The 16,179-nt window shown below is 65.1% G+C and carries 14 protein-coding genes and 2 pseudogenes; 3 read left to right on the forward strand and 13 right to left on the reverse strand.

The features are described from left to right. Positions 1-30 precede the first annotated feature (30 nt). From JHC81_RS01555 to JHC81_RS01575, 5 genes are all read right to left on the reverse strand, one after another. Positions 31-738 carry an IS6 family transposase gene (locus JHC81_RS01555; protein ID WP_292169769.1) on the reverse strand — a complete coding sequence of 236 codons (708 nt, stop codon included), beginning with the start codon at positions 736-738 and terminating at the stop codon, positions 31-33. 349 nt (positions 739-1,087) lie between these two features. Continuing rightward, the gene (locus tag JHC81_RS01560; protein ID WP_292169771.1) at positions 1,088-2,485 is read right to left on the reverse strand and encodes an efflux transporter outer membrane subunit; all 1,398 of its coding nucleotides are present in this window, start codon (positions 2,483-2,485) and stop codon (positions 1,088-1,090) included. A 5-nt stretch (positions 2,486-2,490) separates the two neighbouring features. After that, a complete protein-coding gene (locus JHC81_RS01565) occupies positions 2,491-3,636 on the reverse strand; it encodes an HlyD family secretion protein (protein WP_292169772.1) in 1,146 nt (381 codons plus the stop codon). Then, positions 3,636-5,258 (reverse strand): MFS transporter, encoded by a 1,623-nt coding sequence (locus JHC81_RS01570; protein ID WP_292169773.1) that lies wholly within the window; start codon positions 5,256-5,258, stop codon positions 3,636-3,638. Before JHC81_RS01570 ends, JHC81_RS01565 begins: the two co-directional genes overlap by 1 nt. Positions 5,259-5,617: 359 nt before the next feature. Continuing rightward, positions 5,618-6,115 carry a lactoylglutathione lyase family protein gene (locus JHC81_RS01575; RefSeq protein ID WP_292169774.1) on the reverse strand — a complete coding sequence of 166 codons (498 nt, stop codon included), beginning with the start codon at positions 6,113-6,115 and terminating at the stop codon, positions 5,618-5,620. Positions 6,116-6,215: 100 nt separating this feature from the next. On the opposite strand from JHC81_RS01575, the gene JHC81_RS01580 reads away from it, so the two are divergent. Beyond that, a complete protein-coding gene (locus JHC81_RS01580) occupies positions 6,216-7,112 on the forward strand; it encodes a LysR family transcriptional regulator (protein WP_292169776.1) in 897 nt (298 codons plus the stop codon). A gap of 301 nt (positions 7,113-7,413) precedes the next feature. Here JHC81_RS01580 and mmsA read toward each other — a convergent pair. Beyond that, positions 7,414-8,421: pseudogene (mmsA, locus tag JHC81_RS01585) on the reverse strand (CoA-acylating methylmalonate-semialdehyde dehydrogenase); the annotation flags it as partial. A gap of 86 nt (positions 8,422-8,507) precedes the next feature. On the opposite strand from mmsA, the gene JHC81_RS01590 reads away from it, so the two are divergent. Then, a complete protein-coding gene (locus JHC81_RS01590; protein ID WP_292169778.1) occupies positions 8,508-9,032 on the forward strand; it encodes a DUF1543 domain-containing protein in 525 nt (174 codons plus the stop codon). Between the two features lie 26 nt (positions 9,033-9,058). Here the strand turns inward: JHC81_RS01590 and JHC81_RS01595 are convergent, their stop codons facing one another. The 5 genes from JHC81_RS01595 to JHC81_RS01615 form a co-directional block, all read right to left on the reverse strand. Then, positions 9,059-9,628 carry a PRC-barrel domain containing protein gene (locus JHC81_RS01595; RefSeq protein ID WP_292169780.1) on the reverse strand — a complete coding sequence of 190 codons (570 nt, stop codon included), beginning with the start codon at positions 9,626-9,628 and terminating at the stop codon, positions 9,059-9,061. 195 nt (positions 9,629-9,823) lie between these two features. After that, positions 9,824-10,129: a hypothetical protein gene (locus JHC81_RS01600; RefSeq protein WP_292169782.1), complete on the reverse strand. Its 306-nt coding sequence runs from the start codon at positions 10,127-10,129 to the stop codon at positions 9,824-9,826. A 2-nt stretch (positions 10,130-10,131) separates the two neighbouring features. Beyond that, positions 10,132-12,675: a cbb3-type cytochrome c oxidase subunit I gene (locus tag JHC81_RS01605; protein ID WP_292169784.1), complete on the reverse strand. Its 2,544-nt coding sequence runs from the start codon at positions 12,673-12,675 to the stop codon at positions 10,132-10,134. Beyond that, positions 12,672-13,640 carry a cytochrome c oxidase subunit II gene (coxB, locus tag JHC81_RS01610; protein ID WP_292169786.1) on the reverse strand — a complete coding sequence of 323 codons (969 nt, stop codon included), beginning with the start codon at positions 13,638-13,640 and terminating at the stop codon, positions 12,672-12,674. Before coxB ends, JHC81_RS01605 begins: the two co-directional genes overlap by 4 nt. After that, positions 13,633-14,031 (reverse strand): c-type cytochrome, encoded by a 399-nt coding sequence (locus tag JHC81_RS01615; RefSeq protein ID WP_292169788.1) that lies wholly within the window; start codon positions 14,029-14,031, stop codon positions 13,633-13,635. Before JHC81_RS01615 ends, coxB begins: the two co-directional genes overlap by 8 nt. A gap of 155 nt (positions 14,032-14,186) precedes the next feature. Here JHC81_RS01615 and JHC81_RS14400 point away from each other — a divergent pair. Further along, positions 14,187-14,393 (forward strand): annotated as a pseudogene (locus JHC81_RS14400) (c-type cytochrome); the annotation flags it as partial. Positions 14,394-14,727: 334 nt separating this feature from the next. On the opposite strand, the gene JHC81_RS01620 reads toward JHC81_RS14400, so the two are convergent. Beyond that, positions 14,728-15,438, reverse strand: coding sequence for a cytochrome b (locus JHC81_RS01620; protein ID WP_292169791.1), 711 nt, complete (start codon positions 15,436-15,438; stop codon positions 14,728-14,730). Then, positions 15,435-16,118 (reverse strand): cytochrome c oxidase assembly protein, encoded by a 684-nt coding sequence (locus JHC81_RS01625; protein WP_292169793.1) that lies wholly within the window; start codon positions 16,116-16,118, stop codon positions 15,435-15,437. Before JHC81_RS01625 ends, JHC81_RS01620 begins: the two co-directional genes overlap by 4 nt. Positions 16,119-16,179: the final 61 nt, after the last annotated feature.

Below are 16,179 nucleotides of genomic sequence, written 5' to 3' on the forward strand. Positions count from 1 at the left end.
TGAGCGCAGGTAGGGCAGGGGGCGTAGTGCCTATCCGGCGAGCGTCTTCCACTCAGCCAGGGCGGCTGAGCGTTGGGCCTTATATGTCTCTCTGCTGATGAGGTGGCGGTCCTGGTTGAAGTGGTTGTGGAAGGCGGCGTGGACTGAGCTGAACTTCTGCAGTGTCTTCATCTGCCGGAACCTCATCATGGCCCGTTCTCGTCGTCGGAAGGGCAGGTGTGAGTTCTCCACCCTGTTGTTGGCCCACCTGCCAACCTCCTGCTTGTCGGTGTTACCGAGCTCTTTCATCGCCGCCTTGTAGGAGCGCAGACCGTCGGTCGTGATGACCTTGGCTCGCCCGTGCCGCTTCATCAGCTTCTTCATGAACTTCAGAGCGGCCGGCTTGTCTCTGGTCTTGCTGGCAAAGGATTCCAGCACCTCGCCCTCGTGGTCCACAGCCCGCCAGAGGTAGTGCATCTCGCGGTTGATCTTCACGTAGACCTCGTCGAGGTGCCACCGCCAGTGAGTGAAGGCGCGCATCTTCTGGACCCGCTTCCTGCGGATCTCGGCGGCAAGCATCGGACCGAAGCGGTTCCACCACAGCCGCACCGTCTCATGGCAGATATCGATACCGCGCTCGGCCAACAAATCTTCCACGTTCCGGAGAGACAGCGGGTACTTCACGTACATCATGACCACGAGCCGGATCACCTCCGGCGAGCTGTCGAAGTAGCGGAACGGGTTAGTGCTCTTGGCCATGGCGACGACGCTAGGCGGGGCGGATTACCGGCTGGCTAAGTTTGGGCTGACAGTACCGTTTCGAACTCATGATTCAGCGTTCCGTGTTGAGGGGGCAGGACTGATGAGCGTTCACGCGCGCTTTGCGTTGCTCTCGTTGCGACTAAACCGGCTCCCGCGGGCACGATCGGCGTCGTGGACCAGGACTGCCGACAGGCACTGGAGTCACCTGAGCGGGCCTCCTCCGATGACGCTCCGACCAGGCTATCGGGTTGCCGGCCGGGGGCGGAACGAGGCCCGCTTGGAAACCATCATCCAGCTTCACGATTGACGCGGGTACCAGAGACTCTGTGAGTGCCGCTTCAGCTACTCATTGCAGGGCCGACCGCTCCGGACTCCCGCCCGCCGCCTGATACAGACCGATCATCGCATTGAGCTGGTCTGCACGCAGTTGAACGAGCGACAGCTCGACCGCGAGAAGACTGCGCTGTGCATCGACTTGTTCGATATAGGGCGTGTAGCCCGCACGATATCGGTTCTGCGCATGCCGGACAGCGTCGGCGACGGCGGTGCGCTGGGCTTCGAGCGCGCCCTTCTGATCGCTGAGCCGCGCCAGCACTGCGAGACGATCCTCGACTTCGCGAAAGGCGTTCAACACCGTCCCGCGATAGGCGAAGGCCGCCTGGTCACGCTGGGCGGTCGCGACGTCGACCTGGGCCTGCAGTCGTCCGCCATTGAAGATCGGAGCCAGTATGCTGCCACCGATCGACCACAACGCGATCGGGTCAGCCAGTAGATCGGAAAAGGCGGCACCGGCCGTGGCGCTGATGCCGACAGTCGGCATGAATCGAGCCCTTGCCGCCCGCATCTGTGCATCTGTCGCCGCCAGCCGGTATTCCGCCGCCGCGATATCGGGGCGCCGCCGCAGCAGCTCGGACGGCACGACCTCGGGCGGTGGTGGCAGGCGCAGGGCCGAGAGTGAAGTCCCGCGAACGACATCGCCCGGCACCTCGCCGGTCAGGACCGACAGGGCATTTTCCTGACGCGCGATCTGGGCTTCGATCTGCGGCAGCAACTGTGCTGTCGCCTGATATTCAGCCTCGGCCTGACGCCATTCCAGCTGGGAGGTGTAGCCGACCTCGGCCCTGTCCCGGGCGAATTTCAGCGCCTCCGCCCGTCCGTCCAGGGTTCGGCGCAGGATTTCGCGACGCGCATCGAGCGCAAGCAGAGTCACATAGCCACTTGCTGTCGCGGCGCTCACCGAGAGCAAGGCTGCCTCCTCGGCGGCCTCGCTGGCAGCGAGGCCCGCCTCAGCCGCCTCCACGCCGGCCCGGTTGCGCCCGAACAGGTCAACCTCGTAGGCGGCCCGGAACTGCGGCTGGGCGGCGAGAGACTCCTGCCCCTGCCCAAAGGCCGATACCTCGCGTCTCGCACCCGCCGTCAGTCCTGCCTCGAACGTGGGAAACAGAAGGGAGCGGGATGCGGCTTCAGTGGCCCGCGCTTCCTCAACCCGGGCCGCGGCGACCTGAACGTCGGCATTGCCGACCCTGGCCCGCTCGACCAGCGCCGCCAATTGAGGGTCGCCAAACCCTTCCCACCAGAGACGGTCAAGGGGCACCGTGCCCTGAACAGCCGTGCGCCATTCCATGGCGGGCTGGACCATCGCCCCGGCGGGAAGCGGTCGCAACTGCGGCGCACAGCCGCCGAGAACGACCGCGCCCGTGAGCGCTACAGACAGGGCCAGTTGCGAGAAGCGGGTCACAGTCATCAGCCTCACCGGGTGTGCACGGTTGCCACGACAGACATGCCCGGCCCCAGTCGTTGAACCCCGGCCTGGTCGGGATCGAGCCGGATTCGCACTGCGATCCGCTGCGGCACCTTCACGAAATTCCCCGCCCCGGTATCCGGCTTGATCAGGCTGAATTCGCTGCCGGCCGCCGGCGCGATGCTCTGCACAGTTCCGGTCAACTCGGCCCCGCCCAACGCGTCGACCTTCAGGGTCGCACGTTGCCCCACCGCCATTCTGGCCGTCTGGGTTTCCTTGAAGTTCGCCGTCACCCAGAGATCGTCGGGCACCAGATACATGAGCTGCGTGCCGGCGGTGACGAGTTGACCGACGCGAGCGGAAATCTCGCTGAGGCGGCCCTCGCGTGGCGCCCGAATCTCCGTGCGGGATAGCTCAATGCGCGCCAACTCCAAGGCAGCGTTCGCCCCCTCGACCTGGGCCTGGAGCGCGCCCCGCCCGACCTGGACGGACCGGACCTGCTCGGCGGCGATCGCGCGCTGCGCCTCGGCCTGCCGGACGCCGGCCTGCGCCTGCTGCAACGTGGCACGCGCCTGATCGCGTTCGCGCAGAGACACGGACCCCTCACCGACCAGTTCATCGATCCGGCGCATATCCGCCTGGGCCTTTTCCAGTCCCGCCCTGGCAATGGCGACCGTGGCATCCTGCAACCGCATCTGCGCTTCGCCCGAGCGCAAACTCTGCTGGCTGTTGGCGAGCGTGGCCCGCTGGGCGGCGGTGTTCGCCTGCCCCTGCTGCAGCCGCTGCTGGTAGGGGGCGGCGTCGATCCGCGCCAGCAACTGACCCTGCTGAACCCGGTCGAAATCCTTCACCAGAACCTCGACCAGATAGCCGGCGACCTGCGGACTGATGACCGTCGTCTGACCGCGAACATAGGCGTTGTTCGTTGTCTGGTTGCCGTTGTTTAGGGGGGTAAGGCCCCAAGCGTAGAGGGCAGCAAAAACGCCAGCCAGTATCACGGCCACACCGATGCCGACCTTCTTGCGGGAGACGTTCGGGGCCCAGCCGCGCTGGTCGGAACTGTCGGGAGCCGCGGCCGCCGGCTCCGGAGATTCGGCAGCGTTGGTCTTCCCCTTGGGCGGTCCCGCGGTCTCTGTCTTGTCGGTCTGGACCATCATTTGTTCCCGGTTCGCATGGTTTCGAGGAAGACCAGTTCCTTGCTGAGCGGGTTTCGCCCGCGCACCCGGTTCATCACCCACGGCAACAGGACGATGGCAAAGGCGATGGTCGCAAGCGAACCGATCAGGAAGAAAACGTCATTAAAAGCCAGCACGGCCGCTTCACGGCCGACCTCCCGGGCAATGCGGGCCGCGGCTGCCTGCTGCTGGAGCGCCGGGTCGGAAATCGTTGTGCCAAGCCGCGCCGTTGCCTGACCCAGTTCCCGGGCGAGCTGGGGGTTCGCCGCCGTCAGCGTCGCACCGGCGTCGATCAGATGGGTCTTCAGTCGGATCGTATGGAAGGCGGAAAGCGCCGAAACCCCGGCCAGCCCCCCCAGTGTCTGCGACAGGGAGAACACTGCGATGAAGCTGACCACATAGGACGGGCCCGCGGCCAGGGCGCGGAGTATCCCTTCCATCAGCACCGGGCCCATGGCGAACACCGCCGCGAACCCGATCGCCGCCTGCGTCAAGTAAAGATCGCTTGGGCGGGACATGATCCCGGTGCGCGTATCTGCGAAAGCAGCGATGGCGATGACAAGGATCGCGAACAGGATCGGCCGAGTCAGATCCTTGGGATCCAGACGCGCCAACGAAAGCAGGCTGCCCGCGATCGTGGCTCCGGCGAGGATCGCATAGTAGCCGGTCAGCTGCTCATTGCCGTAGCCAAGCGCCGAAAACAGGCCGGTGGCACCGAAACTCTGTTCGGAAACAAGGATACGCACCCCCGCCCCGGTGATGGCCAGCGCGAGGATTGCCCGGCTCGACAGCCAGCGCGTGTCGAGCATGGGCCGCCGCCTGTTTCGCTCAATCAGGACGGTTCCGCCCAGGCACAGGATCGCCATTGCCAGGGCCCCGCCCAGCCAGGGCGTATCCCACCACTGAATCCGCCCCTGGATCAGGAAAGCCAGCAAGCCGGTGACCCCGGCCATGAACAGGGTGATGCTGGGCAGGTCCAGCTTTTCGAAGGTCTTCGACCGGTATCCGGGCGGAAGCCTCAGCACAAAAACGGCACCGAGCGCGACAAGCGAAAGCGCGAACTGAAGCTGGAAGGCGCGGCTGATGTCGCCGTCGACGAGCAGATACGGTGACATGGCCCGCGCCAGCGGAAATGCGGTCTGGCTCAGCCCGATGCCGATGACCAGGGCACCGATCCGGGCGGCCGCCGGAAGGCCCTGCATCAGATAGTAGAGCGACAGGGCAGACAGGCCGCTGGCGGCGATCCCCGCGACCGCCCGCGCCGCGAGTTCCGCCGTATAGCCAAGCTCGAGCAACTGCACGAAATTGGCGGCGACCAGACCAAGCATCGCATAGCGGACGAAGGGCTGAATTCCGAACTCCTGGCGGACCCGGAACAGCAACATGCTCATGCAGGCGTAGGTCGAGTAGAAGGCGACGCTGATCCATCCCGCTTCCACCGGCGTCAGGGCCATGTCGCCCTGGAGGGCTGCGGTGTTGGCGAGCAGGAACCCGTTCTGCGCGCCGCCCACCAAACCCAGAAACACGCCGATCACCAGATAGGCGACCTTGCGCCGCGCCGGATGATCCGGGTTGGCGGGCGACCCGGGCAGGATCGGCATCTCGTGGGGCTTGAATGCGTAGCCGCCCCGGCTGTCAGTCAGGCGAGGTTGATCCGGCATCAATCAGATGGTCTCAGTGATGACTGCGGCAGGGCCGCGAGCACGTATCGTTTTCGATTCGAGGTCCGCCCCGTAACGGAACAACCCGACAAGACCAGAAACGTTCCATTTCCCGGTCTTGAAGGGGGGATGTACAACTAACGTGGCACCGGATCGACCATGCCGGTCGAGGGTCCCGCAACGGCCGGCGGATGCCGTTGGTGGGCGCTGCGTCTGTAGAGCCTGACGACCAGTGGCCTCGCTTCCCGTCGCATACCGCTTGATCGGAAGCGTGGGGCCACTGATCGCAATCGATCCGATCAGGAGTAGGCACCGGCGGAGTAGGTCAGCTCGTAGCTGTGGCTGTAGATTTCAAAAACGACGCCGAACGGATCTTCGACGTAGACCATTCGATACGGCTTCTTGCCCGGGAAATATTCGCGGATCGGCATCCTCTGCTTCCCGCCGGCCGCGACGATTTTCTCCACCAGCCCTTCGACATCAGGATCCTGGATGGCGAAATGAAACGTCCCGTGTTGGCGGAAGGGAAGGTTGTCTTCGGGTGCCCGGTTGCCGTCAAACTGGAACAGTTCGAACCCGATCCGGTCGGCCGTGGCGAGGTGCGCGATGCGCAGGCTCGACCAACCCGGACCGAATACATCGGTGCACATCTGGCCAATCGGACTGGTGTCTTCGGTGATCCCGGTCGGGGTCATGATCGTGTAGAAACCGAGGACTTCGGTGTAGAATTTTACGGCGGCCTCGATGTCCGGCACGGACAGGCCGATATGCGAAAAGGTGCGTGGGGTGGGCAGCATGGTGCTCTCCTGTTTGCTCTCTGGCACCCGAGATAGTCAAAACGGAGCGTCACCAGAAATAATCATTGGGACAGTTTTTCATAACAGCTACTGATGGATCATGCTGAACGCCCAGTGGTTGGAAACATTCACCGTCCTTTGCGAAACGGGACATTTCACCCGGACGGCCGAGTTGCGCGGGATGACCCAGCCCGGCGTATCGCAACACCTCCGCAAGCTCGAGAACCAGGTCGGACAGGCGCTGCTGTCGCGCCAGGGCCGTAGTCTCAGTCCAACGCCGGCTGGCGAGGCAGTGCTGGCCGTCGGCCGCGCGAGGCGGATCGAGGAAAAGGCGCTTCGGCAGTCGATACTGGGCGACGACCCGGGTGTCGGTGAAGTGTCCATCGCCTGCTCGGGCAGTTTTGCGGTCTTGCTCTATCCCTGCCTCTTCCCGTCGATGCAGGCATCTTCGGATCTGACGATCCGGCTTGAGGCCGCTCCACAGGACACGGTGCTGGCGGGCGTGCTGGACGGACGGTTTGACCTCGGGGTTGTCGACCATGAACCACGCCATCCGCGGCTCGACGCCGAGCTTTTGGGCCAGGAAGAGCTTTGCCTCATCGTGCCGCGGGACACGTCGCCCCTGCCGCCCAGTTTCGAGACCTTGGACGCCATGGGCCTTGTCGCCCACCCGGACGCCTTCGCCTATGCCGACGACCTTTTCTCGCTCAACTTCCCCGCCACTTTCCGAGGTTCCGAACATCTGAATGTGCGGACCTTCATCAATCAGATCAGCCAGATCCCGTCCCCGGTCGGCGAAGGCCTCGGCTACACGCTGCTCCCGCGCAGCGGCGTCGATGCCTATCCCTACAGGGCCAAGTTTCGGATCGTGCCCCTGCCCGAAAAACGGCATCACGAACTCTGGCTGATCATGCGTCGCGGCCGGGTATATCCCGCCCGTGTCCGAGCCGTCGCTGATATCGTTCGCTCAGCCGCTCTGAGCCTAGGGGCTCCGTGAAGTACCCACGGACTGAGCGCGATCGAATGACATTTTTGCCATAAACCGCCATTCCAAACCGCCGCTATGAGTCAAGAACCGGCATTCCGAGCGAGAGAAGGGGTGTTGGGCGCGTCAGGTTCGAATCCCTGAGTTGGCGCAGACAAACTGGGTAAGGCGCATTTCGCGGAACGCACCTTATGCGCATTTCGCGAACGGGACGGGAACAAAGGGGAGGGTAGGGCAGCCGCTTCGCGCCACGACCGGACATTCGGCCATTCGCCAAAAGGAGACGGCCGAAGTGTCGACATCAGCGTGACGGCTACCTCATCGTCGGGATGACGAAGCTGGAGTCCGCGTGCTCCAGGTCCGAGTCGGGCCAGCGGGCGGTGACGGTCTTGACCTTGGTCCAGAATTTCACCCCCTCCATGCCGTGCTGGTTGGTGTCGCCGAAGGCCGAGCGCTTCCAGCCGCCGAAGGTGTGATAGGCCACCGGCACCGGAATCGGGACGTTGATCCCGACCATGCCGACATTGACCCGGGCGGCGAAGTCGCGGGCCGCGCGGCCGTTCTGGGTGAAGATGGCGACGCCGTTGCCGTACTGGTGCTTCGACGGCAACGACAGGGCTTCCTCGAAGCTGGCGGCGCGGACGATCTGCAGCACCGGGCCGAAGATCTCCTCCTTGTACGACTCCATCTCCGGGGTGACGTGGTCGAACAGCGAAGGGCCGATGAAATAGCCCTTCTCGTGCCCTTGCAGGCTGAAGCCGCGACCGTCGACGACCAGTTCGGCCCCGTCCTTGACCCCCTGGTCGATCCAGCCCTCGACGCGGGCCTTGTGCTGGGCGGTGACAACCGGACCATAATGGGCCCCCGCGTCGGTGGAGACACCGACCCGCATCGACGGGATCTCGGCCACCATCCGCTCGCGCAGCTCGTCGGCCGTCTTCTTTCCGACGGGAACGACGACCGGCAACGCCATGCAGCGCTCGCCGGCAGAGCCGTAGGCTGCGCCGGACAGGTCTTTGATGACTTGGTCCATATCGGCGTCGGGCAGGACGATGCCGTGGTTCTTCGCCCCGCCCATGGCCTGGACCCGTTTATGGTTGGCGGCGCCGGTCTGATAGACATAGTGGGCGATGTCGGACGAGCCGACGAAGCTGACGGCGTGGACCAGCGGGTGGGTCAGGATGGCGTCGACCGCGACCTTGTCGCCGTGGATGACGTTGAGCACGCCGGCGGGGGCGCCCGCCTCCATCATCAGCTCGGCCAGACGCACCGGCATCGACGGATCGCGCTCCGAGGGCTTGAGGATGAAGGTGTTGCCGACCGGATGGGACAGGTGGTCGGGCGTGAACTCGTGCTCGCGTCGCAGCGTGGCCTTAATCCCACAACCCGCCGCGCCCCGGAGGCCGCATGACTCCCAAGCTGTTCGCGATCTACATCGGGGGCGAGCATCCCCGCGCCAATATCGAAGTGCATGACATACGCTTCGTCGTGGCCCCGACGATCGAGGCTACCTATGACAGTCTGAGGGCGCAGTGGTGGGGACGGCCGGGCAGCCTGCATATCGATGGCTGGGCCGAAATCGATCAGGCTGACGGCTATCGCATCAGCCTTCGACCGGAGCCGTTCGAGGGTCCGGCCCGGCTCTACTATGTGAACCTCGGCGGCTATGACGACGAGGATTTCGTCGAACGGCATCGCAATGTCTTCGTGGTCGCCGACAGCCTGGCTGGAGCCAAGTCGAGGGCCCTGAAACGCGCCCGCGGCTGGACGGCCCCCCACCGGGACGATCTTTACGAAGCCGAACAGGCCTTTGCCCTCGATGAGGCAGCGGGCGAGGCGCGCCTGCACATTCATCTGGAATCCGATATCGGGGCAGGCGATCCTGCGTTCAGCTGCGCCTACACGCCTATTCGCGCACGTCCGGCCCGCTAGGAGCGGAGATCGGGAGCCGGGCGACCTCAGGCCTTCGCTGGCCAGTTGTCGGGCGCAATCGGTGCGCGTGCGCCCAGCACGGCCGCCGATACATGGCTTCTTATGCCGTCTGCACAAAGGTCGAACTCGCCCGCATCGAGCGCATGCAGGGTCTCTCCGACCCCGCCGAGGCCCCCCACGCTCACAACCAGGTAGGCGGGTGCGGCGTCGTCGCACCGCATCATGATCTCTGCGACCTGACCCAGAGGGGACCCGTCTGGTCCCGAAACCGTGCTGCCGATCAGGGAGCCAAGGGGAACCAGGGTCGAGGACGCGGTCCGGGCACTGCGGGCACTGGCGAGTTGGCCGCCGCGTTCATAGCGGGCCTGGCGACCGAGCCAGCGCCAGATGCCCAGACCATTGACGAGGGTGAGGAAGCCATTGGCCCAGAGGAGGTTCGGCTGATCGGTGGTCAGGGCCACAATGCACCAGCAGATCGACCCCACCAGAAAGACGACAAACCCCCAGCCCGTGACGCGGGCCCCGAGGTTGGAGGCCGTCATGACGGCAGCAAGGGCGGTGGCGAGAGGGGCGATCCAGCCGGCGATGTCGGGCAAGGGCAGACTCCGGGAAGAACCCGGATACTGCCGGGACAGGCGCACCCGCCCGACGATCCGCGCGGAAAGAGCAAACGCGATGACTCGGCTCCCGCTCCCAATGTTTGCGGGGCGGCATAGCGAGTGCTGTCCCGGCAGGTCTGTGTCGCCGGGCACGTCCGAAGGGGACGATCGTCCGTGCAAGGCTGGGCGGCGTCAGTAACCTACGACGGTCGGCAGCGACTGCCAGATGACCGAGATCAGGGCGAGCAGGGCACCGAGCCGGGCCAAGGTGTTGGCCAGATCTATGGTATCAGTAACGTCGTCGGCGCGTCGCAGCGCGTGGATGAGCAGTGCGAGGGCGAGCATGGCGCAGACGGCGCTGAACGCCAGGCCGATCAGACGCCAGGCGGGGGCATCAGCATCGGAAACCACGTCCCCGATGCTGGCGATCGCATAGACCCCGACAAAATGGACGGCCCAGACGAGCAGCCCTCCCAGCATGTAGAGCCAGCGCTGCATCGTCAGCCTCCCGGAAACAGCCGGGTGAGCAGGATGGAGATCAGCCCCTGTGTCGCCGTATAGCCCAGGAATAGCCCGATGAGCTGGAAGGTCGAGGGTCGCCCGGCTTCCACATGACCACTGATCCAGCGCAGCAGGGCATAGAGCCCCATGATGGCCGAAGTGAAGACGAAGAAGCCCTGCCAGGACAGGAAGAAGAAGACCGTTGCGCCTTGGCCGGACACCTGGGGCCTGAGATCCGTGGCCATCCATCCGGCCAGATCGATCGCCCAGCCGCCGGCGATTAGGGCGAGGGAGGCCAGCATCAGGCCGGTGGCGATGACGGGGCTGCGCGGTCGGTCCAGGGCCAGGGCGGCGTTGGACGCTCGCACCCCGATTATTGCGAAGACGTAGAGGGTCGCGGTGGTGATCAGCCCTGTGGAGGGCGGCGCGACCCACGCCAGCGGATTGCGGCTCCACAGGAAGACGTAGGAGAAGGCCGTCATCACAAGGATCATCCCGGCGACCACGAGGGTGATGACCATGGCCCACCAGCCGTGGCTGCGCGGCCCGCTCATATAGGTGGGCACCCGGATGCCCGCGCCGATATCGACCTCGGGCTGAACGCGGGGCCGGTCCAGGAACCAGCACCACTGGAAGATGCAGTAGATGGCCAAGCCGCCGCAGATGGCCGAGACCCAGTAAGCCTGTATCACCAGCAGCAGGAAGAAGGCCGCCGTGAAGACGGCCGCCCAGACGTGCCAGCCCGAGGGGCGCGGCATCCGCTGCAGATACTGTGGTTCGGCGGTCAGGGGGCTGGTGACCAGGGTCTCTCGGTCGCCGGTCGGGGCATCGGGCAGGAAGTAGCGTCCGGCCTCGACGTCACGCGCTAGGTCGGGCTGCTCCCAGAGGGGATAGCGGGTGGTCACGATCGGAATGCTGCGGGTGGAATAGAGGCCCGTCGGCAGCCATTCCAGACCACCGGACTCGAAGACGTTGCCCGCGTCCCTGGGACCGAACGGGCGGAAGTTGCGGATCATGTCCACGATCCAGATCAGGACCCCGGCTGCGAACAGGAAGGCCCCGACGGTCGAGATCATGTTGGGGATCTCCCAGCCCCGGTCCGGCAGATAGGTATAGACCCGGCGCGGCATGCCCATGAGGCCGGTGAGGTGCATCGGCAGGAAGGTGACGTGGATGCCCGCGAACATCAGCCAGAAGACCCATTTGCCCAGCCGCTCGTTAAGCGGCCGCCTGGAGGACATCGGGGTCCAGAAATAGAGGGCGGCGAAGAAGGGAAACACCATCCCGCCGATCAGGACGTAGTGCAGGTGGGCGACGATGAAATAGCTGTCGTGCGCCTGCCAGTCGAAGGGCACCATGGCCACCATCACGCCGGTCAGGCCGCCCATGACGAAGACCGTCAGCGAGCCCAGCACGAACAGACCGGGAGTCGAGAACTGCATGCGACCGGCGGCAATGGTCGCGATCCAGGCGAAGACCTGGATGCCGGCCGGCAGGCTGACGGCCATGGAGGCCGAGGAGAAGAAGCCGATCGAGATCGACGGCATGCCGGTCGTGAACATGTGGTGCGACCAGACACCGAAGCTGATGAAACCCGTGGCGATCATGGCCAGCACCACCAGCCGGTATCCGACCAGGGGCGTCCGCGCGACCGCCGCGACCATGGTCGACATGGCCGCCGCAGCAGGCAGGAAGATGATGTAGACCTCCGGATGACCGAAGAACCAGAACAGATGCTGCCACAGCATCGGATCGCCGCCCTTCAGCGCATCGAAAAACGGCCAGCCGAACGCCCGTTCGAGCTCCATCAGGGTGGTGGCCAGGATCACCGAGGGGAAGGCGATGATGATCATGCAGGCGAAGATCAGCATGCCCCAGGCGAAGATCGGCATCTTGTCCAGCGTCATCCCCGGCGCGCGGTTCTTGAGCACCCCGACGATGATCTCGATGGCTCCGGCAATGGCCGAGATCTCGATGAAGCCGATGCCGAGCAACCAGAAATCGGCATTGATGCCGGGCGAATAGGTCATCGAGGTCAGGGGCGGATACATGAACCAGCCGCCATTGGGGGCCAGGCCGAAGAAGATCGAGCAGAAGAAGGCTAGGCCGCCGATCAGATAGGCCCAGAAGGCATAGGCGCTGAGCCTGGGAAACGGCAGGTCGCGGGCCCCCAGCATCTGGGGCAGAAGCAGCACTCCGAGCGCCTCCACCGCGGGCACCGCGAACAGGAACATCATGATGGTCCCGTGCATGGTGAACAGCTGGTTGTAGGTTTCCTGTTCCAGAAAGCCATTCAGCGGCAGGGCCAGCTGGGTTCGCATCAGGAGCGACAGTATGCCCGCCAGCACGAAGAACAGCATGGCTGCGCCGATGTAATAGACACCGACGTAGTTGTTGTTGATGACGGTGATCCACTCCCAGCCCTTGGGACCGCACCAGATCTTCTCCAGCTCATCCTTCTCGCCTTCGGGCCGCTCGCCCTGGGTCGGAAAGCGCTTGTAAAGGTCGGTGTCGAAGCCGGTCTCCGAGGGGGCTTCGGTCATTCCAGGCTCTCGAGATAGGCGGAGACGTCGCGCAGTTGCTGGCCGGTCAGGACAGGATAGGCCGGCATGCGGTTGCCGGGCTTGATCGCCTGGCTGTCGGAAATCCACCCGGCCATCGTGCCTTGATTGTTGGGCAGGATGCCGGCACCGAGCGTCCGTCGTGAGCCGACATGGCTGAGGTCCGGGCCGGCCTGTCCATTGGCCTCGGTCCCGTTGACGGTATGACAGGCCCCGCATCCGGAGGCCTGGAACACCTGCCGGCCGGCAGAGATGGGCAGGGCTGTGGCTGCGAGCAGGCCCGCGCTGGGCGCGGCCTGACGTGCCCGCCACGCCGCGAACTCTTCCGGCGTATGGGCCACGACGACCAGGCCCATCAGGGCATGGGGCCCGCCGCAGTATTCGGCGCATTGACCGCCGTAAGCCCCGGGTTCGTCCGCCTGGAGCCTGAGAATGTTCCGGCGTCCGGGGATCATATCCATCTTTCCACCGAGGCGGGGCACCCAGAAGGAGTGGATGACGTCTGCGGCCTCCAGCTCGAACACGACGGGTTGGCCCACCGGAATGTGGACTTCATTGGCATCCTGGAAGGCCTCGTTGCCCCCTGCGTCCAGATAGGCCACGCGCCACCACCACATCTCTCCGGTGACGCGCACGCGCATCTCGCCAGGTCGTGGCTCTTCGCTGAGCTGTGCGGTCAGGCTGAGACCCCAGACAAGCAGGACCGACAGGACAACAACCGGGAAGGCCAGACCCAGCGTCCACAGAACCTTCTCCCCGCCGATCTTCCTGCGCCATGACCGGGGGCCGAAGAGAGCCACGCCCAAGGCGATCATGACGACCAGAAACACGCTCACGGCCATGGCGATGAGGGCCCAGGACAGGGTGTTCACCGGACCGGCGAAGGGTCCGGCGGGATCGAGCGCGGGCGGGGGCCAGCCTTGCAGGCCGTCGATCGGTTCAGTCATGTTCCAGCGTGTACAGATAGGCGGCCACGTCGCGGGCCTCGGCAGATGTCATGGGCATGGCGGGCATTCCAGTCTTCGGACTCATAGAAGGCGCGTTCCTGACCCAGGTGGCCAGGGTCTCTGGCTGATTGGGGAACTGGCCCGCGATCATCGATCGGTCCGCAAACCCGTCCAGTGAACCGCCGACGGTGCCTTGGGGCCAGTCCACGCCCGGTATCTGATGGCACGCCGCACAGCCCAGCCGCTCGATGACCGCAAGACCCGCCGCAGCATCCGCGCCGGTGATGTCGCGAGGCTGCTGGCGTTTGTCGGCGCAGGCTGAGAGCAGCACAAGGATCGGCACCATCAGGAGCAGGCCGGATGTCGTGCGCAGATACTCGCCTGTCTGCATGGTTCATGGCCCCTCCCGTGTTTTCACCAATCCCCCTGAAGCGTCGCGGTTCCCCAAGGATCGGAACCTGTGCCGTAACCCTGTGTTTCCGGACGATGTCTGGTTTTCAAAGCCGCGCCCTGTCGATGCTTGCTATGTCCCTGGCACTCGCCGCGATGTCGGCCTGTCAGTTGCCGCCGAGCCGGACAGACGCCGCCCTGACCGAGACCGGTGAGCTGGTCGCGCTGAGCGGCGGTGCGAGCGGTGCGGCCAATGCCTGCTTCAGCTGTCACGGACTCCAGGGGCAGGGCGACGGGGTCAGCGTACCCCGCCTTGCGGGTCTGGACGCCGGTTACCTTCAAAAGCAGATGGAGGACTATGCCGCGGATACCCGGCATCACGACGTCATGAGCGCGATCGCAAGGCGTCTGGGCGCCGACAGCCGACGCGACGTGGCTTTCTACTATGCTGACCTGCCGGCACCGCAGGGTGTCGGTGAGACCCGCGCGGCACCCGCGATCTGGCTTCGAGGCGATATCGCCCGCGACGTTCCCGCCTGCTCTAGCTGCCACGGGATGGCGGGAGAGGGGGTTGGACCCGGAAATCCAGCCGTCTCTGGTCAACCGTTCGCCTATACGGTCGACCAGTTGATGCGCTGGAAGCGGGCGGAGCGCCGGAATGACCCACGCAATGTCATGTCTCAGGCGGTCGCCGGGCTCAGCGGTCGCGAAATCTCCGCCATAGCCCTCTGGCTCGAGACCCGACCCACGTCTCCATCGCCAGCCAGCGACGCTGCCAGCGCGTCCGCCGCCGCGGCAGTTGCGGCAGGACCGGCAGCATCCCGTGGACCACGTCGTCCCGATCGATGAAATGGTGCTTCAGCGCTGCACCGACGTGCATCGGGATCAGCACCAGAAGGGTGACGATCAGCCCCCAGTGCATCCACTCCGCCACCGCCTCAATGGCCCATCTCTGGCTGTTGGTAAGCTCCTGCATCGGCATGAGCGGAAATTTGACGAGCCAGAGCAGCTCCGGCTGCTGTTCCCGGGCCGTCGCGGAGATCATGGCCCAGCCCGTGAGCGGCAGGCCCAGCAGGCAGATGTAGAAGACCCAGGCCGTCACATGGGCCACGATACTCTGCCAGCCGGGCTTGTCCGCATCATTGATCGGACCGGGCGCCAGCAGTCGCCAGCCCAGTCGCGCCAGGGCCAAGACCAGCATCAGCACGCCGATGGCATAGTGCAGGTCATAGGCTGCGACCATGTCGCCGCCGACGCGAAGCTGGTTCATCAACCAGCCCCAGAACAGCTGGAACAGCACCAGGACCGCCATGGTCCAGTGGAAGACGATTCCGACGGGCGAATACCGGCCCTCGTCGGCATGGCCTGCGGCCCATTCCAATACCCGCTGGATCGGCTTGACGATCATGCGGACTGCTTCCGCAGCCTGTCAGGTCCGATCCAGCGCCCCAGGATCGTCAGGGCGGCGACCAGATAGACGGCGGCGGCAGGGGCCCACATGATCAGGCCCGCCAGCTGCTGGTCCTCCAGCGGGCTCAGACCCCATGCCGTGGTGGTCAACAGGTGGGGCGCATAGATGGCGGCCGGCATGAAGACCAGGAGAGCACCCAGCAGGCCCGTCTGGACCATGGTGATGAGCAGGGCGATCACCGCCGCCGGCCCGGGAGACACCCGAACCGACATCCAGAACACCGTAGCCGTTCCGAGAAGACTCAGTTGCATGACCCAGTAGGCGGCGTCGTTCGAGAGGGCGAAGGCATAGGCGGCAGGGGTGTGCCAGGCCCAGAACAGGACAGCGAAACCGAAGACTCCGATGAGCCGCGCGCCACCATGCCAGCGGTGCAGGCGCGGAAGGGCACAGGCCAGGAGTGGGGCGGCGATGGCGACCAGCAGCACATGGTGGAGTGTCCGGGCCGTGAAGAGGGCCGAGCTGAGGGCGCACAGCGGAGACACGAAACCCACAATGAGAGTGGCCACAGCCGCAAGTGCAAGGCTACGGCTGCGCGGATCCTGACGTGTCATCCAGACCAGACCAGCCGAGATGGCGGCAAGCCCGATCAAAAGGGCGGGATCGAAATTCCACCGCATCCAGAGATCAGACGGGAGCGCGCCTGGGCCGCAGTAAGGCTGCCAGATCATCGCGCGTAAT

This window comes from Brevundimonas sp., from assembly GCF_016463295.1.
Lineage (GTDB): Bacteria > Pseudomonadota > Alphaproteobacteria > Caulobacterales > Caulobacteraceae > Brevundimonas.